This is a genomic window from Candidatus Paceibacterota bacterium (assembly GCA_035452965.1).
In the GTDB taxonomy this organism is placed as follows: domain Bacteria; phylum Verrucomicrobiota; class Verrucomicrobiia; order Limisphaerales; family UBA8199; genus UBA8199.
In genome coordinates this window covers 23,948-46,947 of the sequence record DAOTCE010000028.1, presented here as the reverse complement: position 1 = coordinate 46,947, position 23,000 = coordinate 23,948, and the positions used below count along the sequence as shown (strand labels likewise).

General features: G+C 63.0%; 17 protein-coding genes. 1 reads left to right on the top strand and 16 read right to left on the bottom strand.

Going from position 1 to position 23,000, the window contains the following annotated elements; all coding sequences use genetic code 11:
- Window positions 1-263 precede the first annotated feature (263 nt).
- The 3 genes from P5205_17305 to P5205_17295 all read right to left on the bottom strand — a co-directional run bounded on the left by P5205_17305 (window position 264) and on the right by P5205_17295 (window position 5,897).
- Window positions 264-944, bottom strand: a complete 681-nt coding sequence (locus P5205_17305; GenBank protein ID HSA12122.1) for a response regulator transcription factor — start codon at window positions 942-944, stop codon at window positions 264-266.
- A gap of 145 nt (window positions 945-1,089) precedes the next feature.
- A complete protein-coding gene (locus P5205_17300; protein ID HSA12121.1) occupies window positions 1,090-3,411 on the bottom strand; it encodes a HAMP domain-containing sensor histidine kinase in 2,322 nt (773 codons plus the stop codon).
- Between the two features lie 350 nt (window positions 3,412-3,761).
- Window positions 3,762-5,897 (bottom strand): serine/threonine protein kinase, encoded by a 2,136-nt coding sequence (locus P5205_17295; GenBank protein HSA12120.1) that lies wholly within the window; start codon window positions 5,895-5,897, stop codon window positions 3,762-3,764.
- Between the two features lie 139 nt (window positions 5,898-6,036).
- On the opposite strand from P5205_17295, the gene P5205_17290 reads away from it, so the two are divergent.
- A complete protein-coding gene (locus P5205_17290) occupies window positions 6,037-6,927 on the top strand; it encodes an SMP-30/gluconolactonase/LRE family protein (GenBank protein ID HSA12119.1) in 891 nt (296 codons plus the stop codon).
- A 15-nt stretch (window positions 6,928-6,942) separates the two neighbouring features.
- On the opposite strand, the gene P5205_17285 is transcribed toward P5205_17290, so the two are convergent.
- The 13 genes from P5205_17285 to ssnA all read right to left on the bottom strand — a co-directional run bounded on the left by P5205_17285 (window position 6,943) and on the right by ssnA (window position 22,989).
- Window positions 6,943-7,479: an NADH-quinone oxidoreductase subunit B family protein gene (locus tag P5205_17285; protein ID HSA12118.1), complete on the bottom strand. Its 537-nt coding sequence runs from the start codon at window positions 7,477-7,479 to the stop codon at window positions 6,943-6,945.
- Window positions 7,480-7,482: 3 nt separating this feature from the next.
- A complete protein-coding gene (locus P5205_17280) occupies window positions 7,483-8,007 on the bottom strand; it encodes a 4Fe-4S binding protein (protein ID HSA12117.1) in 525 nt (174 codons plus the stop codon).
- 20 nt (window positions 8,008-8,027) lie between these two features.
- Window positions 8,028-8,948: an NADH-quinone oxidoreductase subunit H gene (locus P5205_17275; GenBank protein ID HSA12116.1), complete on the bottom strand. Its 921-nt coding sequence runs from the start codon at window positions 8,946-8,948 to the stop codon at window positions 8,028-8,030.
- Window positions 8,945-10,615: an NADH-quinone oxidoreductase subunit C gene (locus P5205_17270; GenBank protein ID HSA12115.1), complete on the bottom strand. Its 1,671-nt coding sequence runs from the start codon at window positions 10,613-10,615 to the stop codon at window positions 8,945-8,947. The genes P5205_17275 and P5205_17270 overlap by 4 nt, the downstream gene beginning before the upstream one ends.
- On the bottom strand, window positions 10,612-12,528 hold the full coding sequence (locus tag P5205_17265; GenBank protein HSA12114.1) for a proton-conducting transporter membrane subunit: 1,917 nt from the start codon (window positions 12,526-12,528) through the stop codon (window positions 10,612-10,614). The genes P5205_17270 and P5205_17265 overlap by 4 nt, the downstream gene beginning before the upstream one ends.
- On the bottom strand, window positions 12,525-13,013 hold the full coding sequence (locus tag P5205_17260; GenBank protein ID HSA12113.1) for a hydrogenase maturation protease: 489 nt from the start codon (window positions 13,011-13,013) through the stop codon (window positions 12,525-12,527). The genes P5205_17265 and P5205_17260 overlap by 4 nt, the downstream gene beginning before the upstream one ends.
- Complete coding sequence (locus P5205_17255; GenBank protein HSA12112.1) at window positions 13,013-13,888, bottom strand: FAD/NAD(P)-binding protein; 876 nt, start codon at window positions 13,886-13,888, stop codon at window positions 13,013-13,015. Before P5205_17255 ends, P5205_17260 begins: the two co-directional genes overlap by 1 nt.
- The gene (locus tag P5205_17250) at window positions 13,885-14,967 is read right to left on the bottom strand and encodes a 4Fe-4S dicluster domain-containing protein (GenBank protein HSA12111.1); all 1,083 of its coding nucleotides are present in this window, start codon (window positions 14,965-14,967) and stop codon (window positions 13,885-13,887) included. Before P5205_17250 ends, P5205_17255 begins: the two co-directional genes overlap by 4 nt.
- A complete protein-coding gene (locus P5205_17245) occupies window positions 14,964-16,991 on the bottom strand; it encodes a molybdopterin-dependent oxidoreductase (GenBank protein ID HSA12110.1) in 2,028 nt (675 codons plus the stop codon). Before P5205_17245 ends, P5205_17250 begins: the two co-directional genes overlap by 4 nt.
- A 789-nt stretch (window positions 16,992-17,780) precedes the next feature.
- Window positions 17,781-19,205 carry a PQQ-like beta-propeller repeat protein gene (locus P5205_17240; GenBank protein ID HSA12109.1) on the bottom strand — a complete coding sequence of 475 codons (1,425 nt, stop codon included), beginning with the start codon at window positions 19,203-19,205 and terminating at the stop codon, window positions 17,781-17,783.
- Window positions 19,206-19,238: 33 nt separating this feature from the next.
- The gene (thrC, locus tag P5205_17235; GenBank protein HSA12108.1) at window positions 19,239-20,444 is read right to left on the bottom strand and encodes a threonine synthase; all 1,206 of its coding nucleotides are present in this window, start codon (window positions 20,442-20,444) and stop codon (window positions 19,239-19,241) included.
- Entirely contained in the window at window positions 20,441-21,661 is a 1,221-nt protein-coding gene (locus P5205_17230) for a YgeY family selenium metabolism-linked hydrolase (protein HSA12107.1), read from the bottom strand. The genes thrC and P5205_17230 overlap by 4 nt, the downstream gene beginning before the upstream one ends.
- Entirely contained in the window at window positions 21,646-22,989 is a 1,344-nt protein-coding gene (ssnA, locus tag P5205_17225) for a putative aminohydrolase SsnA (protein HSA12106.1), read from the bottom strand. The genes P5205_17230 and ssnA overlap by 16 nt, the downstream gene beginning before the upstream one ends.
- Window positions 22,990-23,000 lie beyond the last annotated feature (11 nt).

Genomic DNA, 23,000 nt, shown 5'->3' with positions numbered 1-23,000 from the left:
GCTGAGTTGTCACCCTTTTGTAAATTCGAGCTGCCCGCGAAACAAGCTACAGGGCCCGGCAGAAGTCCGGACGCCAGGGCGTTTTGTTCCGCAAGGCCGCAACCGCGCGCAGGCCCGGCGAAGGCTTGGACTGCGGTGGGAAGCGAAGCGCCACACCGCTTTCGGAAACCGGACCGCACTCGGAAAGCGGTGTCGTCGCTCCGCTCTGCCACCGCAGTCCAAAAACTAACTGCCACTTCCTGGCGTCTTTGGGGGGGGGTAATTCACAGATCGAGCTTATACCCGACGCCGTGGACGGTTTTGATCCAGCGGGGTTGGTCGGGGTCGGGCTCGAGCTTGCCGCGGAGGCTGGCGATGTGGTTATCCACCGTGCGAGTGGTCGGGAAAGCGGTGTAACCCCAAACGACGTCCAGAAACCGATCGCGCGACACCGGCGTGCCCGGCGCCTCGGCCATCAGGCGCAACATGGCGAATTCCTTGGCGGTGAGGTGCAGTTCTTTACGACCGCGCGTGGCGGTTTGCCTGACCAGGTCTATCCGGGTTTCGCCGAGGGTGAGTTTTGTGGGCAACTTCGTTTGCCGCTGGACGCGGCGCAGCATCGCCCGCACGCGAGCCAGCAGTTCTTCCGTGCTGAACGGCTTGATCAGGTAGTCATCCGCGCCCACATCCAAACCCTGCACGCGGTCCTCCACCTGTCCCTTGGCGGTCAGCATGAGGATTGGCACGGGGTTCGAAAGCCGGCGCAACTCGGCGCAGACGGCGTAGCCGTCGAGCTTGGGCATCATGATGTCCAGCAGGATCAGGTCGGGCTTCTCCTCGATGGCCCGCTGGAGGCCGGTTTCGCCGTCGGGCGCTGTCAGCACGCGGTAGCCCTCGCCGGCCAGCACGTCTTGGAGGGCGGTGCGCATGGGGAGTTCGTCTTCGATGATCAGGATGCGTTCCATAAGAAGAAGTCCGAAGTCCGAAGGCCGAAATCCGAATGAGGGCCGAAACCCGAAACCCGAAGGCCGAGGGCGGAAATGCGAAGGTGGCGTAGCACCGCCGGGAAGGCAGCGCTGGTCTCGGACTTCGGACTTCGGATTTCGGCCTTCATTCGGGTTTCGCGCTTCGGCTGTCGGAGTTCGCAGTGGCCGACGGCACAGGCAGCTCGATGGTGAAGCGGCTGCCCTGGCCAGGGGCGCTGCGGACAACGACCTGTCCGCCGTGCGCCTCGACGATGTGCTTCACGATGCTCAGACCGATCCCCACTCCCTGGGTCTGGCGCCGCAGCTCGGAGCCGCGCCGGTAGAAGCGCTCGAAGATGCGCTCGTGCTCGGAGGCCGGGATGCCTTCGCCGTGGTCTTCGACCCAGAGCAGGAGGGCTGTTGCGTGTTGCGTGTTGCGTGGGGGTGTATTCCGCAGGCCTTCTTCCAATCCCACAGTCACGGTTTGGCCTTTGGGGGAGTGCTTGAGGGCGTTATCAATCAGATTAACCAGGGCCTGCTGGAGCGCCTTGCCGTCGGCAGCCAGTTGCGGGGTGAGGGTTGAGGCTTCAGGGCCGGGAAGCCGGAGCTGGAGGTTGACTCCCCGCTCGGCGGCGTAGGTTTGCATCAGCTTCACGGTCTGCTGCGTGAGCGCGATCAGGTCGGTAGGCTCGAAATCGTACTGCTTGCGGCCCTGCTCGATGCGGGAGAAGTCCAGCACGTTCTCGATCAGTGAAGAGAGGCGGCGGCATTCCTGGACGATGAAGCGGAAGTATTCCTGCTGCCTGGGTGTCTCAGGGACTTTGCCCCGCTCGAGGCTCTCGGCCATCAGGCGGACGGAGGCGATCGGGGCGCGCAGTTCGTGCGAGACGCTGGAGACGAAGTTGCTCTTGAGCTCGTTGAGGCGCAGTTGACGCTGGAAGGCGCGCCAGGAAGCGATGACGCCGAGCAGGGCGGCGAAGGCCGAGGCCGCGACCAGGCCGGCAAGGAGCAACGCGTGACGCCGGTAAGTGGCGAACATCAGCGCCTGGTCGGCCACATAGAGCTGCAGCACGAACCGCGGGCGGCTGGGGTATCCTTCGTAATCAATCTCCGGCTCGCCGGGGGCCTTCTGCAGCTTGCCGGGGGCGGAGAGGTTTCCGTTGGCCTCGGCCAGCATGAGCGGTGCGGCGTTGGTGCCCCGGCCCGGCGACCAGCGCGCCGGCAGCGACAGGCGCTCGCCCTCCAGCCATACCGCAAGACCCAGGTAGTTGGGGAGTTTCACCTGCGAGTTCTCCAGCGCCCGCGCCAGCGCCTGCTCGGCCACCGATTTGGGCAGGAACCGCACGGTCGTCCAGACCGCGTTGGCGGGCTCGGCCATTAGTTGGCCGGCCGGCGTCGGGGCCAGACTTCGCTCGGGGTTCAGAATGCACAGCCAGCGGGTCTGGTCGCGCTCGATCCAGAAATTGGCCGTGGTGACGCCCCGCAGCTTGCCGGTTTGGCGAATCTGTTCGGCGATGTCATGCAGCTTGAGGCGGGCGTCCCAAAGCATGCGCCAGGCCGCCACGCCGGTTTGCAGGGTGGAATTTGTGCCGGCGATTTCCCCCAGTTGATCCAGCAAAGCCGGAATCAACGGGCTGGGCGCGCGCAAGACCTGATCGGGAATCGCTTCCCACAGCGGCTCGGATGGTCCGGCGGCCCGCGCATAGCGCAGCGCTTCGCCGAAGGCCAGATTCGCTAGCGGCAGACCGGCTTCGGAGAGCGTTTCGCGGTTCTCCTGGGCCGAGCGTAGCGCCTGGGCCACCGCTTCCGCCGGGGGCAGGCGCGTCAACTGGCTGCGCAAGCCGAGGGACGCCGCGTTCAGGCTTGCTTCCGATTCCGGGTCGGTTTCCTGAAATTGCGCGATGCGCTGCTCGATTTCCTCCGCGTCCGCTCTGGCGGCGGAGGCGGCTTTGAGCGCGTCCCAGGCCGCTCGTTGCGCGGAGGACAGCCCCGTGAACCACGCCGGTGGTTGGGGTGCAGGATCAAACTCGAGCCCCTGGCCAAATCGTCCTTCCGCAGTCAGCCTGAACGTGGCAGGGAACACGGCTTCGGGCTCCCAACCGGGAAACAGCGCCCGCCATTCCGCCAACTGCGCCCGCGGATTGGTGTCGGGAAACTGAACCGCTTCGATCTCCCGCTCACTGCGCGACTTGCTGCCGGGCCACGCGCCCACGACCTCGACCAGGTGATCGCTCCAGCGCCGCGAGTGGATGTCCTGATGAATCAGGAAGTTTCCCCACGGCCGCTCCAGCTCCTTGCTGTATTGGCGGGCGACCTCCTCGGCGCGGCGCCGGGATTCGCGCTCGACCGCAGCCCGGTTTTCGATGATTGCCGTCAGTGCGACTGCCGCAATGATCAGCACTGGCAGCAGGATCAAGCCCGCTTGCCAGGCAAATCCTGGGTTCCGCGCTGAGTGCAGACTGGCCATTGGACGACGCATCAATTCTGGCCGCAGACTACCCCGCCGCAAGCACAACTGTTGTCATGGTTTTGTAAGGAATTCGGGACCAGCGGCTTTCGTCGCGCCGGTATTAGCCAGAAACCTGCCTGACGATGAGGAAAGATGGTGATGTTTTGCCCCATTTAACGCGTAAGTTATTGCGATTGAGGCGCTTGTGAGTGAGTTGACCGCCGGAATGGCCTGGTTTTGCATCGTAAGTTAAGGCAGGGCAAGGACTTACAGTGAATTCGCCATTGGATGTCAAGGCTGTATCCACGGTGTGGAGACGGTGAGGATACGGTGTGGATACGGTGAGACCCCTTATGGGGCCGGGGTCACTACGGGCGCGGGGCGATGACGAGGGTCTTCTCGGCCATGGTGGACACGGGCAGGGTTTCCACGGCGGCCATATGCTCGCGCCACCATTCCTCGGCGTTCAGCAGGGTCCAGGACCCGGCGGAAGCGCAGGCCGCCAGTGCCTGTTCCAGGGCTTCGGCACTGGGGGGGCGCTCCCCGGGTTGCTTGGCGAGGCAGCGCAGGAGAAGTTCGGCCAGGTCGGGCGAGACGGGTTTGCCGAGGCGGTCGGCGGGGTGTGGCGGGGTTTCCTTGACCTGACGGGCGAGCAGTCCTTCGACGGTATCGCGGACGAATAGCGTGCTGCCGGTCAACAACCAGTAGCCGACAGCACCGAGCGAGTAGAGGTCGCTTTGTTTGTCAACGGTTTCGGGCTTCTCAACGGCCTCTGGCGACATGAAGTGCGGCGTGCCGACGACGGCGTCCGAGCTATGCGCATCACCCGGTCCCGGGCGGACGGCCTTGACGAGGCCGAAGTCGAGGACTTTGACCAGGTCGCAGACGCCGCCGCGGCGGGTGAGGCTGATGTTGGCGGGTTTGACGTCGCGGTGAATCAGGCCGATGCGATGGGCTTCCGAGAGCGAGCCGCAGACTTGGCGCAGGATGTGGATGACGCGGCCTTCGGGCTGAGGGCCGAACTGGCGCACGAGCTGGTCGAGGTCAATGCCGCCGAGGTATTCCATGGCGAAGTAGAACAACCCCTCGGGCGTGCGCCCGTAGTCGTAGATGGCGACGGTGTTGGGGTGGGTAAGCTGGCTGGTCATCTGGACCTCGTGTTCGAAGCGGGCAGTGTTGGCTTCGTTGGTCAGTTCGGGGCTGAGGAGCTTAATGGCCACTGGCCGGCGGAGCAGGGAATGACGGGCGCGGTAAACCATGCCGTTGGCGCCGCGGCCAATCTCCTGGACGAGGACGTATTCGCCGAGCCGGCGGGCGGCAAGGGCGCTTTTGCGGGCGGAAGCCTTAAGCCGTTCGACGAGGAGCGTGAAACCGAAGATGGCTCCGCCGCTGGCGATGAGCAGCCCGGAGAGCAGCAAGAAGGCGCGGCGCAGCACGCGGAGGGTTTGGAAGGCTTCCTCGACGGATTGCTCGGCGGCGACGCCCATGCCGTAGTCAAACAGCCAGGCCCAGGCCCCGACGACCTTTCGGCCGCGGTAGTTGCGGTAACCGTGCACGTCGCAGTCACTGCTGCCCATGGTGGCGGAGGCGGCCATGCGGGTGAGGCGAAGCTGGTCGCGCGGTTTGGCGGGCGGGTCGCCGGCGCGCAGTTCCTCCTCGGGATCGAGCAGCTTGAGGTTGAGGATGGCGGTATTCTCGCGGCCCGGGGGAATGAGGCCGAGCACCTTGAGTTCCGGGTCAACCCGGGTGGTTGTCAGCATGAGGCCGGTGCGGTCAAAGGCGTAGGCTTCGCCCGTCTCGCCCATTTGGGCAACCGAGAAGATGCTGGAGAACTCCCGCTCGGGCCTGATGCGAAGACTCAGGACGGCAATGACGGTGTCGTTGGTGGACTTCACGGGGGCGGCGACGAACATGGTGGCGCCTTCGAACAGCTCGTTTGTGTGCACCTGGCGCGCGAAGGGCCGGGATACGGCTAGTTGGCCGTTGAGTGCCTTGTTGAGGAAAAGGTCGTAGGGGCGGGGCGTCGTGGTCCCCACCATTTGGGGCTGGGTCGCGGCCAGGACCTTCTTGTCGGGGGAGACAACGACGTAGGCGAGGTAGCCTTGAGCTTCGAGGAGGGGTTGGAGGTAAAGCTGCAGGGTGCGGGCGGGGGCGGAATCAGCCAGGTCTAGAGCGGTGGTTTGGGAGTCGTTCTGCCGGGCGGCAAGCTCGGCAATGGCCGCTTGGATGCGCAGGTCCGAGGCAAAGGACTTGGCGTCGTACTGCCGCTCGGTGAACCAGAGGCGCAGGGCGTTGATGTCAGCCTGCAACACGGTCTCCAGCCGGGCGGCCAGCTCCGCGCGGGTCGTTTTCTCCACCCGGTTGATTACCCACAGGGCGACGAGGCTGAAGACCAGCGCGCCCAATAGCGGCACGGCCCACAGATGCTTCGAGAGCACCCGCGGCACCCTCATCACCAACCGGGCAAGGGCGGTTGCGCGGGAACCTGTTCGGCCGGCAGTCACCGCCCAAGACTGGTAAGCGGCGAGGCGGTTGTCAACGGAGACCCGTTGACTGGGGACCCCGGCCGCCCGGCCGCCGCCGGGAGATTTCCCTCTTTACACCGGGCAACATTTTGATTCCGATAGCCGGAGTGAGATCAAAGTGAAACGCTTCATTTTAGTTTTCCTGGGCATTGCATGCTCGGCGCAAGTCCTGGCGGCGGAGGGCGGGATCATCGCCGCCGGCGCGACACTGCAGAAGCTGGCAGGCGATTTTGTCTTCACCGAAGGGCCGGGCTGTGACGGCAAGGGCAATGTGTACTTCACCGATCAGCCGAACGACCGCATCCTCATGTGGAGCGTGAAGGGTAAGCTGAGCACTTACCGGCAGCCGTGCGGGCGGGCGAACGGCCTTTCGTTTGATCAAGCGGGTAATCTCTGGGCCTGTGCTGATGAGAAGAACGAGCTGTGGATGATTGACCCGTCGGGGAAGACGACTGTGGTCGTCAAGGATTACCAGGGCAAGCTGCTCAACGGCCCGAACGATGTTTGGTGCACACCGCGCGGCGGATTGTACTTCACCGACCCTTGCTACGTGCGGTCGTATTGGAAACGAGGTCCCAAGGAGCTGGCTGAGCGCGTGTATTATCTAGCTCCAGACCACAAGACGTTGACGCCGGTGATTGATGACCTGAAGCAGCCCAACGGCATCATCGGCACGCCGGATGGCAGCGTGCTCTACGTGTCGGACCTCGGCGCGCGCAAGACCTATCGCTACCGCATCCAGCCGGGTGGTGGGCTCAAAGACAGAGAACTCTTCTGTGAGCTGGGGTCAGATGGGATGACAATCGACAACCAGGGCAATGTCTATCTCACCGGCAAAGGCGTGTCGGTCTTTGATCCGGCAGGGAAGAAGATCGAGCAGATTGATGTGCCGGAACCGTGGACCGCAAATGTGTGTTTTGGCGGCAAGAACCGGCGCATGCTCTTCATCACTGCCAGCAAGAGCGTTTATGGACTACAAATGGCGGTCCATGGGGTGGACAGCCAATAGCGAGCCGGCGGGGTCCTATACCTTCTCGGTCTTCTCGTAAACGACCAATTCGCCGGATCCGCGCAGGTCGTCGCGGTGATAGCGGGGGATGGGCATCTCCAGTTGCTTGAACCGCACGGGTGCGCTCTTCTTGTCCACCAGCCCAACCGCGACCGCCACTCCGTAGATGATGGCTTCGGGGCGTGGCGGGCAGCCGGGGATGTAGAAGTTCACCGGCACAATTTTCTCGACCGGACCGAGTACGGGGTAGGAGTCAAACCAGATGCCCCCACCGCAGGCACAGGAGCCGATGGCAAAGACCAGCTTCGGGGCGGGCATGGCTTCATAGGCGCGCCGCAAGGCTGTGGCGGTGGATCGCATCGCTGGGCCCTGGCAGAGCATGACGTCGGCATGGCGGGGCGAGCCAACCAACTTGATGCCGAAGCGCTCGACGTCGTAATACGGGGTGAGGACGTTGAGCACTTCGATGTCGCAGCCATTGCAGCCGCCGCTGTTGGCATGATAGACCCACAGCGACCGGCCAAACATCTTTTGGCAGAGGTTCTTTAACATGCTCTAGTCCAAATCAATCTTGATGTCGTCCACCACCGGATCGCCCTCCAGGTAGGCTTGCGAGCGGAGGATCCAGCGTTCGTTTTGGACGTCGTCGAAGCGGTAGCCCTTGAGTTTCAACTGCTCCAGGGGGGAGGGCTCCTTGAAGCAACGGCCACAGCGCTGACAGGTGCTCATGAAAAGTTCGAGCCGCTGGCGGATGTCGCCGATGCTGTTGGTGGCAGTTTCGAACTCATGGCTCATGGTGATGGCCTGCTCCGGGCAGACATCGGCACAGCGCCCGCAATAGGTGCAACGGCGGCCGAGGTATTGCAGGATGCGGATTTCCTGGCATAGGTCCACCACCAGTATTTCGCGCGCGGGACAGTTGTTTGCGCAGCCGGCGCAGCCGATACACTTGGCCGCGTCGAAGATCGGCCGGCCGCGGAACTTTTCGGGGAGCGGCTGAGCCTTGGCCGGGTAGGGGAGCGTCACCTTTCCCGCCCTTAGGCAGACGAGCGTTTCCTGGAGCTTGCTTAGCAGTGACATGGGTCTAGAGGGGTAAATCTTCAGTATCCATAGCTGGCCATAACCAAAGCGCCCAGAGCCACGATCAGGAGGGATGCGAAGAAGCGAATGGCCTGGTCAATCCGGTAGCGGGCATGCGTCGCCGCCACGAGCGTAACCAGCAGGACCAGCCCGAGAACCTTGACCCAGAAGATCAGCCAGCCGAGCGGAAATGACAGGGTCGAGCCCCACGGGGCGAACAGGTTCACAAACAACGCGCTGTAGATCAGCAACTTCACCATTTGTGCGTATTTGAACAGGGCCAGCTTCGGTCCGGAGTATTCCATGAGCGGCCCTTCCATCAGCTCCGTTTCCGCCTCTGAAATATCAAAAGGCACCCGTTGCACAAACGCTTGAAACGAGAGCAGCATGACTCCCAACAGGACCAGGCCTGACCACGGAAAGCCGCCAGTGGCGTATACCGAGCCGTTGAGGACAGTGTCCAACCGGAACGACCCTGTGTGCACCGCGCCAGCCACGATGGTCACCGCGAACAAGGGTTCGAGCGCAATCATGGCCATCATCTCACGGCTGATGCCAACCAAGGAATAAGTGGACCCCGCCGCCAAACCCGCGAGCAGTGTGCAGATGCCCGCAAGTGTCAGGAGGTAAATCACCAGGATAGCGTCCCCCGCGCCGTTCAACGGCGCGGGAAAGCCCATTGGGACAAGACAGGCCAGGGCTAGAGCAGTGGCCAGCGACAGGTAAGCCGCAAATCGCTGCATGGCCGGCGTCTGGCCTGATTCGATGTCTTCCTTGCCCAGCAGTTTGAGGAGATCGAAGTATGGTTGCCAAAGGGGTGGTCCCTGGCGCGACTGGATTTGCGCTGTGACCTTCCGCAGCACGCCCTGGAAGAAGGGAGCCAGCAACAGCACGAGCACCGCGTTGCTCAGGCAGCCAAGCGTGGCGCACAGGAAGTTCATTTTGCCCTCACCAGTTTGATTAGTTCTTCCTGCGACCACACCTTAGTCGTGCCGGCTTTCAGGTCAATCGTCTCCAGCCGATCAGTGCAGGAGAAGCAGGGGTCGATGCTCCCGAGCGAGATCGTCATGTCGGCTAATTGCTGGTCCTTGATCATTGTCGGGACCGCCTGGAGGTTCTGGTAGGTCGGGGCGCGCACCCTCCAGCGGTGCGGGCGGTTGTTCTCGCCGGTGATGACGAAGTGGTGGCTCTCGCCCCGCGGGGCCTCTACTGATGACAAGCCCAATCGCCCCGCCGGCAGATTGTCCTTGATCGGCACCTGAAGCGGTCCTTCCTCCATCTTCTCCAGGCACTGGCGGATGATGCGGATAGCCTCGAACACTTCCTTCATGCGGACCACTACTCGCGACCAGACATCGCAGCCGATTTCAGTGATGACATCGAAGTCCACGCGGTCGTAGGCGGCGTAGGGATGATCGCGACGGCAGTCAATGTCCACCCCCGCGGAACGAGCCACCGGACCGACAAGGCCGGCATTTTTCACAAGGACCTTGTCGGCGATGCCGACGCCACGGGTGCGTTTTTGGATGTTCTTATCCTTGCTGACCGCCGCCACCACGGCTTGCCACTCCGTTTCCAGCTTGTTCAGCACCTGGCGTAGCTCGACCTTAACGTCAGGCGTGATATCCCAGCGCACGCCGCCGATGACGCACAGGGCGTAGGTCTTGCGGTTGCCACTGATCTTCTCTGCGATCCACATGATTGGCTCGCGGATGCGCCAGCTTTGCATGAATAGCGTGTCGAAGCCAACGATGTGGCAGGCCAGCCCCACCCACAGCAGGTGGCTGTGCAGGCGCTCGATCTCCAGCATGATGGTGCGAATGTACTCAGCCCGGGGCGGCAAACGCAGCGCAACGGCAGTCTCAACTGCCTGGGCGTAGGCGACGTTGTGCACGCACCCGCAAATGCCGCAGATACGCTCCGCCATCATGGGGATGTCGTTATAAGTGAGGACCGACTCGGCCAGCTTCTCGATGCCGCGATGCACCATGAAGCCGCGGTATTCGCACCCGCGCACCATCTCTCCTTCCACGTAGAGCCGGAAATGGGCCGGCTCATCAAGCGTGGGGTGAAATGGCCCGAAGGGCACCACAGTGCAGCCTTCCGGGGGATTATCGAACTTGAACTCCCCCTCTTCGTCGAAACCTTCGGGCACCTGGTTCCAGGGAATGTCCTTGCGCAGTGGATGCACACCTTCCGGCCAGCCGTCAGGGAGCACAAGCCGCTTCGGGTAAGGGTGGCCCAACGGCTCGATGCCGACGAGGTCACGGAACTCGCGCTCAGCCCAGTTGGCGCCAGGCACCACGTCAGAGATGCTGTCTACCTTGGGGTTGTCGGCGGGCAGGTATGCCAGCACGCTGCAGAGCAGATGGTCGCGGTCGAAGGCGAAGTCGTGTGCGACGAGGAAATTGCCGGAGCAGGACCGGTCATCCAGTCCGATGCTGATGACGTACCGGGCGTCCAGTTCGCGGAACACGTGATGGCAAACAGCCTTGACGGAGGACGGCTCGACAAAGACGAACAGGCGGGTGTCGCCCGGCAGGTCAGCCCGCTGGATGGCTGGGCCAAACTTCTCCTTTAACTGGTTGAGTCGGTCGCGAGAGGTCATGGCTTTGGCGCGGGTTGCGTACCCGGCGGACGCGGCGCGCCGCCGAGCCAGCGGAAGTAGCGTTTGATTTCGCCGTAGAAGCTATGGGCGGAATAGCGGTGGCAATCGGCCTCCCGGGCGTAGCCGCAGAGCCAGGGGACAGCAGCCCGGCGCGACGACCTGCCGAGCTTTGATAGGCAGCGCGCCACCAAAAACATCAACCCCAGCACCACCGCGAACACCAGCGGTGCGAACAGGGCAGCCGAGTGCAGCTGCGTTACCCCGCCCCCCAGGGAGACTTGCCGCGGAGCCGCTTCCGCCAGCATAGCCCCGTACCCCTGACTGCTGGCGTCCAGTGCCATCTGGACCAGCCGGAAGCCAATAGCTGGCAAGACTCCCAACAGGACGCACGCCAGGGCGAGGGCGACTTGGGGCAACTGCATGCTCCAGCCGACTTCGAGCCGAGGACGGCGCCCCGCCTGATCGGCCACCAGCACGCTGGTTCGCGAAAGGAAACTCACCCCGAAGAACTTGATGAACGAGGCCAGGGTCAGTGCGCTGGTCAGGATGGCGATGACGGCGAATACCACGAGATACTTCACCGACGCGCTGCCCTGCACTGCAGCGACGTATATGGTCCACTTGCTGACGAAGCCGTTGAAGAGCGGCACCCCCGAGATTGAGAAGGATGCCACCAGGGCGGTAATGGCGGTCAACGGCATGAACTTCATCAGCCCGCCCATCTTGTTGAGGTCTTGCGTGTTTGTGGCGTGGAGCATTGAGCCGGCATTAAGGAACAGCAGTGCCTTGAACAGCCCGTGGTTCAGGACGTGGAGCAGTGCGCCAAAAAAGCCGATCGCCGCCAGTGCGGCGGCTGTGGGCCCGGGCACTGGCAAAAGGCTGATGCACGCTCCGGTGCCGAGCAGGATGTAGCCGATTTGCCCAATGCTATGGAAGGCGAGCAGGCGTTTGGACTGCTCCTGTTTGAGCGCCTGCATTGTGCCGGTAAATAATGTGATCGTGCCCAACAGCGCAACTACCAGGCCCCACTTCGCGAGCGGATAACTGTCCTGCGCCGCGGTCGGCACGAGCCAGAGGAAATACCGCATCAGGCCATAGACGCCCGTTTTGATCATCACTCCGGAGAGCATGGCGCTGACGGGCGACGGCGCGGCGGGATGCGCGTCCGGCAGCCAAAACTGCCCAAACGGCCACATCCCCATCTTGATGCCAAATCCCACCAGGAACAGCGCGAAAGCCAGCGCGGTCGCGGCTGGTCGGGTGTTCAGCATCGCCGGCAGGTTCGCGCTGACCGTATCGAAGTCGTACTTCAGGCTCGCGCTGCCGCTTGCCGCCGCGCCAGTCACTGCCAGCAACTCGGCGCCGATCATCGTCGCGGCGCAGGCGATTTGCATCATGATCAGATACTTGTTGGCCGCGCGGACATTGGCGGGATTCCTGTGCTCGAAGCGGATCAGCACATAGCCCGGCAGGGTCATCATCTGCCAGAAGATGAAGAAGAACCACATCATGTCGGTCGTGCTGACCAGCCCGTACATCGCGGCCAGGAAGAGCAGGAAATAGGGATAATAGCGCGCCACGCTGTAGCCTTCGTAGTTCCGCATGTAGACGATGGAATACAGCGCTGCGGGAACGGAAATCAGCGCCGTCAGCAGCAGGAACATACCCGTCAAGCCATCCACATATACCCGCAGCACCAAGCCAATCTGCGGAAGAATTGGGAATTGCGCCTGATGCCCGGGACCCGAGGCCAGGACCTGCACCACACTGGCGCTAATCATCAGCGCGGTTGCCAGGGTGAAGGCGAACGCTATCCAACCCGCGACGTTCTTGCTCTTCGAGAACAGCAACGTCAGCACGGCCCCAACCATGCAAAGGACGATGGCGGCAATAACGGATTGTTCCGGGGTCATGCTATTGCCTCCAGGTGGATCTCCCTCAGGAGTTGGAGCAGCAGTTCCAGTGTGGCCTGCAGCGCCTGGCTCAACTGCGCACCTTGCCTGACCGACCCCGGCTGTGCGCCCAACAGCCAGGCCTTACTCCTGCTGTTCGCCTCGATTCGCTTTGCCAACAGGCCCAGCGAGAGCTTGTGGGTGGAAACCTGCGGGAACCGGGCGGCTAGCTCGTCTGAGTTCAGAAGGATCACTGAACCCGGCGCGCCGCCGAACTCCGCGGCGTCGAGGAAAATGATGTGGTCGAAGCCTTCATCCGCCACCCGGCTAATGATGCGTTCGGGAGCGGTGCCGCTTACGATCACATGAGCTGGATTACCATGAGCCCTCAACTCCTCCGCCAGCCGTACCCCGAAGCCGTCGTCCCCATACTCGAGGTTGCCGAGCCCGATCAGGCACACGCGGCCTTGGAAGCAGTGCTGGAGTTGTTCGCGCAGGTCGAGCATCAGATGTCCTCGCCGAGTTTCTTGATCTGCTCGTAGGTGAACACGGGGCCGTCCACGCACACGTAGGCTACGCCGATACAACAGTGCCCGCACTTGCCGACCCCGCACTTCATATATCGTTCCAGCGTCGAGACGATCTCCTTCTCCCGGAATCCCATCGCCAGCAGGTCCTTGATCACGAAACGGAACATGATGGGCGGGCCGCAGACGAAGGCAATCGAGTTGTCCACTGGCACCTGCACGCCAGGCTTCTTGAATAAGCTGCCGACTACCCCCACGTTGCCGTTCCAGCCGTCTGACGTGCGGTCCACCGTAAGATGACACTCAACCCCCGCCGACTTCTGCCACTCAAGCAGGTTGGGCACATACATCAGCTCGCCGGGTGTCTTGGCGCCGTAGAAGATCTGAATGCGCTGATACTTGTCGCGGTGGTTCAGCGCATAAACGATACACGAACGGAGCGGGATCAGCCCAATGCCCCCGGCGACAAAAACGAGGTTCTTCCCGTAGTAATCTTCCATTGGGAATCCGTTGCCATAGGGGCCGCGGACTGCGAGCCGGTCACCTGGCCCTAACTGGTGCAGCGCGGCGGTGCAACTGCCGACGGTGCGAATGGTGAAAAAGGTCTCATCCTCAGTCGGGCTGGGTGGCAGCGAGGCCGGAAATTCGCCCACGCCAAACAGCGAGACTTGCGCGAACTGCCCGGGACGAAAGCGCTTGAACTTCGCTTGCTCCAGTGGGTCCTCGAAGTGCCAATAGAAGGTCTTCACTTCAGGGATGTCGTCGCTCACCCTGTCCAGCACCGCCAGCTTGGGCAGGTAGATATTCTCCGTGGCCCCGGGGGGCGGCATCAGGTTGCTCGCTGGCGGATTCATGCCGGTGGAATTTTGTCCGTGGCGGCGGTTGCCCGCCGGATCATCTCGACCACGCTGGGCATGCCGACGTCGCCGTGGCAAACGGCGGCGCAGCGACCGCAGCCGACGCATGCCATGGTCAACTCGCGCTGGATGAAGTAGTGGGCCAGCTTGCGCATGAAACGCCGGTTGCGGCGGTCGTGCACCGCCCGGCGGGGATTAAAGCCGCCAGCCATCCGGGTGAAGCCGCCCAGGGCACAGGAATCCCAAATCCGGACCCGCTCGATCTCTCCCGGGCCGACTTGGCGGTCGCTCACCGTGAAGCAGGTGCAGGCGGGGCAGACGTAAGTGCAGCCGCCGCATTCCAGGCATCGATTGCCGACCTCCTCCCACGTCTTCTCAAGGATCGCGCCTTGCGAGACGTAACGCACTGTCGCCGGGAACCAACTTGTCGTGGTCTTAAAGCGCTTGCGCACCTCGCCCAGGATGGCGCGGCGCTTATCGACGTGCGCCGCCGTGGCCGGCTTGAACATCGGCCTGGTGAAGAAGGCCTCGCCCGCGGGGGTTCCCGCCACCACCATGTAATCGCCGCCCAAGTCCATGAGTTGCAGGTCGAAATGCTCGCGCGCGGCTGGGCCGGTGTCGGTGCAGGGACAGAAGCACTCCTCGCCAATGTCGCGTTCCGGATCGGTGCAGACGACATTGATCAGCAGCAGATTCTGCCGGCGTTTCTCGTAGTAGAGATCGCGGAACTCGCGTCCGAGGTAGAAGCGGTCGAGGTGCCAGATGCCTGACAGGTCGCACGATCGGATGCCGAAGATCGCGCGTTTACGCTCCCGGTAGGTGGGCTCGATCTGAAACGTGCCGTCGTGCTGCCGCAGCTTGAGCAGCCGCTCGATGTGCGGCAGGACAAAGCGCTTGGGCGGGTAATACGGGTTGGGCAGGTGCACCTGGAGGCTGTCGCGGTTCTCATCGGTCACCAGGTCGAACCACGTGTCGCGCCCGCGCCCTGAGAACGGCGCGAACACCTCGTAGCCCTCCTGGCGGAGCAGGTCCACCAATTTCAGCACGGACGCAGCTTCGAGGATTCGAGCTTTCATGCCGCCTCCTTCGTCACGCGCACCGGCACGAGTTGCATGCCGCACTCGGTCGAGCCGCAAATCTGCTGCTGCACCTGGCGCACGAAGTACGGCACGAAGACCGTCCCGCCGCGCGCCTCGGGGGTCACCCGCGCATTGGCCACCGCCGCCCCGCCAGCCGCGGAGAGGCGAACCTTCTCGCCGTCGCGGATGCCGAGCTGCCTGGCGTCGTCCGGGTTCATCTCCACGAAACCTTTGGGATAATCCAGCAACAGGATGCGGTATTCACGCTTCAGCGTCTCGCTGTGTTGGACGAGGACGTTTTGGTTCCAGTAGTAAAGCGAGTTGCCGAAGACCAGCGTGAGGGGGTAATCCGTTGAAATCGCGACTGCCTGGGAGGGCCGGCTGATCGGGGCGAACTTGAATCCCTTTGCCGGCAGGCCTTCCGCGAACAAGTAGCGCGTGCCGAGCGGCCGGTCCTTGGTGCAAGGCCATTGCCGGCCATACTCGGCGGCCAGGTTATGGTAATTGGCGCCGCTGTAGAAAGGAACCACCATGCCAATCTCCTCCATCACCTCGGCAGCTGACCCATACCGCCAATCAGCCCCCAGCGCCCGGGCCACTTGCGTCAGTTGCTGCCAGCCGGGGATCGTGCCGGGCAGCGGCTCAATGATCTGCTCGGCCAGTTGAATCCGGCGCTCGGTGTTGGTAAAGGTGACGCGCTCCTCCCCAAACGCGGTTGTTGGCAGCACCACGTGGGCGTGCCGCGCCGTCTCGGTCAGAAACAGGTGTTGCGCCACTACCAGCTCGCATTGCTGCAGGGCGCTGGCCGCATCGCCAAAGCAGGCCGTGCTGACCGGGTCATACCGGCAAAGCCACATGGCCCGCACCTGGCCGCCGCTGCGGCCGGCGAAGATCGAGCGCGAGGCCAGGCCCGGCCGGGCGGGCAGCTTCGTGCCCCAGGCCCCTTCCAGCTCCGCGCGCGCTGTGTCGTTGGCCACCGCGCGATATCCGGGCAGTCGGTCGGGCAGCACCCCCATATCGCAAACCCCCTGCAAATTGTTGTGCTCAGTCAACGCGAAGATGCCAGCCCCATCGCGGCCGAGCTGGCCGGTCAGCAACGCCAGGTTCACTATCGCCTGCACGCGTGCCGTGGCGCGGGCTTCGATCCCGGTCGAGTAGAGAATGGCCGCCGAGCGAGCACGGGCGTAGGCCAGCGCCGCCGCCTCAATCAAGTCTGCTGCCACACCGCAGGAATCCGCCGCCGCCAGCAAATCGTAGTCGCGCACCCGGGCCAGAAACTCGTCGCAGCCGCGGCAATGCGCCTTCATAAACGGCAGATTCATCAGCCCGCGGTCCACGATCACCTTGGCCATTGCCCCATATAGCACCGGCTCGGTGCCGGGTTTGATCTGCAGGAAAAAGTCGGCGCTTTCCGCCACCCGATGTCGCCGGCTGTCAATGACCACCAGCTTGGCCCCGGCCAGCTTCGACCGGATCACCACCCCGCCAATGGTTGGGAGCTGGCGCGCCAGGTCCACGCCGTCCACGACAATCACCTCGCTTTGGGCCAGTTCGCCGACGGAGTTGGTGGTTGCCGGCACGCCGAGCATGTCGAGCAGGACATTGATCGAGTTGTTGCAATAGACCCCGGTGCCGTGGTCCACATTGTTCGTGCCGATCACAGCCCGGGCGAGCTTCTGCAGCAGGTAGGCCTCCTCGTTCGAGCAACGCGGCGAATTCAGAAACGCAAACGCATCGGGACCGTGCTGGGCGCGAATCTCCTTCATGCGCCTGACGATAAAGTCGAGCGCCTCCTCCCACGGCACTTCCTGGAACTGCCCGTTCTTCTTGAGCAGCGGGCTTTTCAGCCGATCCGGGGAACTGGCCACCTCATGCACATGCCAGCCGCGCAGACAGATGCGCCCCTCGTTGGTGGGGTGCGACATGCTCGGGTAGGCGCCTACGATCTGGTTGCCCACCGCCTCCAGGTAAATTCCGCAACCGACCCCGCAGAAGGTGCAAGTGGTCAGTTTATGTGCCATGCGTGCGTGTTACTCAGGGTTGTGAGCTTCGTAACCTGGCCGGCCAGCGCCCATCGGCAACCCGCTGTTCCCGCCGAGGCACCACCAGAACCAGCATTGCGCTGAGTTATCGACTCTCATATTGGCACACATGTCGCTGATGCAGCCGTGTTCATAACCGAATCCGGGAAGCCGCGAAAGCTTTTTCTGAGAAGCACACGCCGGCTGCGGGGTTGCTCCATGGCGAATGAGAGACGTCTTCGAAGGCAGCAACCTCGTCTGGTTCAACGCCGGCATGGAACCCTCCCGCATGGTTGGGCGCGACCGTTTCCCACAGCATCACCGACCGCTTTGGACGTCCTTGGCACACAGGAAAGGAGGCAGGAGCCATCCCCGCGAATTATGGAGCAATTTAGTTTGACACTGCCCACGAACGGACCGTGGCGCACCAGGGAGTCTCACCGTATCCACTCCGTATCCTCACCGGATCCACACCGTGGATACAACCTTGACATCTGAGGTTTGCTAAACGTAATATGTTGCAATTACGGAACTTACGACTGCCATCCGCCAACAGACGCTGCCGAGGCTCGAATTCTCCGTAAGTGCATTAGCGGCAGAGACTTATGCGGAATGGTCAGAATTCAGCTGCTTTCGCCCTCCCGGCAGGGGGACCACGATCCAGGGAGCGGATTCCTCTCAGTCTTTCCCTGGCGATTTAATTTGACAATAAGGCAGTGTGTGCCATCCTGGCACACCTCGCAGGCGGCAGGGTCGGTCGGCAGCTGCCCGACGTTTGCAGCGGCTTAGCTACTTCTCCGTGAGGCAGTAAAGGTGCTCGCCTCCGCGCAGAAACAGCTCTTTGCCGACCGCCACGGGCGACGCATCGAACTTCTCGTCCAGCCGGTTGACGGCGAGCACTTCAAGTTTGTCGGAACGCTTGAGCACCACGGTGACGCCGTTTCGGCCGGGAAGATAGACTCTGCCCGCGGCGCCCAGCGGCGAGGCATACACGCCAGAAAGGTCCTCCAACTTGTGCGCATCAATCAGCGCGTCGCCGGCTTTGGTGTCCAGGCAGGTGAGCACGCCGTTGTTGCCGGCGAAGAAGTAGAGCCTGCCGTCGTAGAGCAGCGGAGAGGGAACATAAGGAGTGCTCCGCTTGCGCGTCCAGGCGATGGCATCCGTGCCGGTGAGATCGCCCGTGCGGCCCAGTCGGATCGCCAGCAAAGCGTTGCCCTGGAATCCGCTCATGCAGTAGACCGTGTTCGCGTCGGCGACAGGGCAGGGGACCACGTTGCGAGTGAGCCCGCCGCACTCCCAAATGACGTCGCCGGAAGCCACATCGTAGCTGCGGATCTTGCCGGTCGCGGCCACCACGGCCTGGGTTTTGCCGTCGCGTTGAATAATGAGCGGGGTGGACCAGGACGTGCGCTCCTCGCGCGTCTTTTTCCAACGCGGCTTGCCGGTGGTCTTGTCCAGCGCGACGATGAACGAGTCGTCCTCATTATCGCAATTCACGATGAGAGTATCCTCGTGAAGCGCGGGCGAGCTGCCTTCGCCAAAGGCCATTACCATGCGCATCTTGCCCAGGTCATGTTCCCACAAGAGCTTTCCGTTCAGGTCAAAACAGTAGAGGCCACGCGAACCGAAACAGGCGATGAGGTGTTTGCCGTCAGTGAGACCCGAGGAGGAAGCGAAGCTGCCCTCGTTTTGCCGATAGCCTTCATGGGGAACCTCCTCGCGGGCCACCTTCTGCCAAAGCACCTTGCCCGTCTGACGGTCCAGGCACAGCACCGCGAACTGATAAAACTCCGTTGGCTTGGCGCCGCCGCCGAAACCGCCCCGGCCCTTTCGGCCGCCCGGGCCGTCGGGTCTGCCTTCTCCCTTTGGAGGCGGCTCGGCGCGGACTGCGGATGGCTGCTCGCCGGCGGCAGCGGTGTTCGTTTCGACCTTCCTGCCGGTGGGGATTGCGGTTTGGATGAAGATGCGGTCTTCCCAGATGATGGGCGTGGCGTGGCCGCCGCCGGGGAGCCTCACCTTCCATTTGACGTTGTTGGTCTCGCTCCAGGTGATCGGAGGAGTGGCCTCTGGCGCAACACCGTTCTGCAGCGGGCCGCGCCACTGCGGCCAATTCTGGCTGGGCACAGCGGCGTAAGTTGTCGTTGCCGCAAAGATGAGGGAGCCGGCCAGGCCGAGGAGGTTTAGCCGAAGCGGTTTTTCAAGTCCGAGTTTCATATACAGTTGCCGAGGTTAGCTATCGGGCAGGGTTTACAGCGCGTCAAGGGTCGGCTCAATCGAGGGCGGGATGCGAATCGTGCCCATCGCCGCGTCAACGTCTTTGAGGCCGTGGCCGGTGATGAGGAGCACGATTCGCTCCCTCCGGCCCAGCAAGTCGGAGCCTTGCAGTTTCCGCAACGCCGCTACCGTCGCCGCAGCCGCCGGCTCGGCGAAAATGCCGGCCTTTTCTGCCAGCATTCCTTGCCCGCGCAGAATCTCCCGGTCCGATACGGTAACGGAGAATCCCCGGCTCTCCACCACCGCCCGGCGAGCCATGTGCGCGTTCGAAGGGACGGAGACCGAAATCGAGTCGGCGATCGTAGCGGGCCGCCGCGCATTCTGACACTTCCCGGTGCGGATGTAATGGTGGATGGCCGCCGAGCGCTCGGCTTGCACGCACACCAGCCGCGGCAACCTGGCAATCAACCCGGCAGCCTTCAGGTCGTAGAAGGCTTTATACACACCGCTGATAATCACCCCGTCACCGACCGGCACAAGGATCGCGTCCGGCACCCGGAACTTGTTCTGCTCGTAGATCTCCAGCCCGACCGTCTTCTTCCCCTCGATGGTCAGGGGATGATACGCAGTGTTGCGGTTGAGGCCGCCCTTGCGAGCGGTATATTCGAGCGACAGCCGGAACGCATCATCGTAAGTGCCGCGCACAGGAATCACCCGGGCGCCGTAAAGCACCATCTGCACGAGCTTGGCTTTCGGCGCGCTTTCGGGCACGAAGATGATCGCCTGCCTGCCTGCGGCGGCACAGACGGCTGCCAGCGCGCTGGCGGCGTTGCCGGTCGAGGCGGTGACAATAGAGGGCTCCTTGAGGCGGTTGGCCTCCGCCACGACCAGGTAAGAAGCCCGGTCTTTCAGCGAGGCGCTCGGGTTGAGACCGTCGTTCTTGAGCCAGACGTTCTCGAACCCCAGCGCTTTGCCCAGCGCGGCAGCCGGGAGAAATGGTGTGTGGCCAACCGCATAGGGCGGGTAGTGCTTCGGTTCGACCGCGGAGAAGAGATTCCAGTCCGGACTCTGCTTCCGGAAACGCCGCTTGATGGCGGCGTAGTCAAACTGGACGGAGAGCACACCGAGCAGCGGAATGCCCGGACGGTAATCCGCCGCGCAGGACGGGCAGAGGTAGCGAACCTCATCCCGCCGGTAAGGTTTGCCGCAGGTGGTGCACTGGTAGAAAAATGGCGTCATGCCTTCCCATTCAGCCGGGCGACCAGGGCGGCGTAAAAAGCCGCGGCGGCACTCAGATGGTGCACGGGGCAGGCCTCGTTTGGAGCGTGGGCATACACCTCGTTACCCGGACCAAGCCCAAGACATGGGATTCCCCTCATGCCGGCGATGGCAATGGCGTTCGTGCTGAAGGTCCACTTGTCCACCAGCGGAGCTTTCCCCAGAACTCCCTTGTAGGCCGCCACGGCGTCCTTCAGGTAGGGCGATTTCGGCTCCAGCACCCAGGTGGGATAGTACTTCTCCGTCGGGTATACCTTGCCGGTGTAGGCCGGCTCGGCGTAATTGAGCACAAACACTTTGGCGTCGGGATATCCCGCCCGCTTTGCCGCGTCGCGCACTTCAGCCAGCGCGCTTGCCTTGGTCTCCCCCGCCGTCAGCCGCCGATCCAGATGGATCCCGGCCCCGTCCGCCACCGCGCAGAGCGACGGCGAGGAGGAGCGCGCCTCCGTGACGGTGACCGTGCCCTTGCCGAGAAACCGGTCCTTCCGCAGGCGCTCGTTCAGCTTCTCGATCTCCAGCGCGATGCGCGCGATCTTGTAGATGGCGTTGTCCCCGCGCTCGGGCGCCGAGCCGTGGCAACTCCGGCCTTTGACCTCCACGCGAATCTCCATCCGGCCACGGTGACCGCGATAGATGTTCAGGTTGGTCGGCTCGGTGATTACGACAAACTCCGGCTGCAGCTTCTCCTCCTTGAGCAGGTACTGCCAGCACAGGCCGTCGCAATCCTCCTCCATCACGGTGCCGGTGAAGTAGATCGTGAACTGGTCATTGAGCCCCAGCTCTTTGATGATTCTGGCCGCATAGACCATCGAGGCCATGCCGCCTTTCTGATCCACCGTCCCGCGGCCCCAGATCTTGCCGCCCTTGATGCGCGGCTGGAAAGGGTCGAAGCTCCACTGCTCGCGATCGCCGGGATACACCGTGTCAATGTGGGCGTCGAAAGCGATCACGCGACGGCCTTTGCCGATGCGCCCGATGATGTTGCCCAGGCCGTCAACGCGCACCCCGTCGAAGCCGACCTTCTTCATCTCCTTCCTGATTACGGCGATGACCTTCTCCTCCTTCGAGGAAAAGGAAGGGGTGCGGACCATGTCCGCCAGGAAGCGGACCGTTTCTTTTTCAAGCGCCTTGGCGCGTTTCTGAATAGCTTGGTAGGTGTAGTTCATATTCTCTTCCATAATTTGGCGGCCAGTTCGCGGGCGCGGGCGTTGATGCGCCGCTCGTCCAGGTCGAGGGTCAGGCGCTTATTCAGCATCAGGACGCGCCCGCCAACGATGGTTGTCTCTACCGCGGCCTGGGACATGCCGAAAACGAGGTGGCCGAAAGTGTTGCCCGCCTCCAGCGGCGTGGGCGGATCGTAGTCAATGACCACCGCGTCACCGACGCAACCCTCGCGGAGTTCACCCAGCGGCAGATTGAAGCACCTGCCCGCGATGGTGGGGTTGTTGAACAGAAGCGCCGACACGGCTTCGCCAAAGCCCACTGAGGGATTCCGGGCGGCCAGATGCTGCCCCCATATGGCGGCGCGCAGCTCCTCGATCATATTGGTGGTCATGGCATCGGTACCCAGCCCGACTAGAACCTTCCGCTTGAACAACTCGACGATGTTCGCCATGCCCACCGCGTTGTTCATGTTGGATTGCGGATTATGGATAACGGCCGTTTGCGTCTGCGCCAGCAGATCCATCTCGCGAGGATTCACGTGGACGCAATGCGCGGCGATGCTGCGGGGGCCCAGGATGCCGAACTTGTGCAGTCGCTCGACCACCCGCAGGCGGTGCCGCCGCTGGGAGTGTTGTTGGTCGCTCAGGTCCTCCGCGACATGGATGTGGAAGCCGGTGCCCAGGTCGCGGCCAAGGGCGGCAGCCTTTTCCAGCGTGGCGTCCTTGAGCGTGAAGGCGGCGTGGAGGCCAAAGAGGGCAGAGAGGTGAGAGGAGCGAGTGTTGGCGGGCGCTGCCGCGGACTGACAATGGCGAAGGAAGGCAACATTCTCCTCCAGGCCCTCCTTGCTGATGCGCGCGCCGTCACGGTCCGAGACCTCGTAGCAGAGGCAAGCCCGCAGGCCACTCTGTCGAACCGCCCGCTCGATGGCCTGGAGCGAACCGCGAACCGCGTGGGGGCTGGCGTGATGGTCAATGAGCGTCGTGGTGCCGTGGCGGATCGCCTCCAGCAGGGCGACGAGCGCGCTGTAATAGCAATCCTCGGTCGTCAGGGCCGTGTCGAGCCGCCACCAAAGATTCTCCAGCACCTCGACGAAGTTCCCGGCCGGCCGGGTCCTGGTCAGGCCGCGTGCGAAGGTGCTGTAGAAGTGCGTGTGGGCGTTGATGAAGCCCGGGGCCACAACCTTGCGCGAGGCGTCAATGCGTTTGCCTGCAAACCCCTTGAACCGATTCCTGGGCGCAACCTTCGTGATGCAACCATCTTCGATGAGGACTGAGTGATTAGGCAGGACGGCCGGCTTCCTGCCCCCAGTGAGCACGGTTCCATTCTCGATGAGCAGCGGCATTGCGGGTTGTG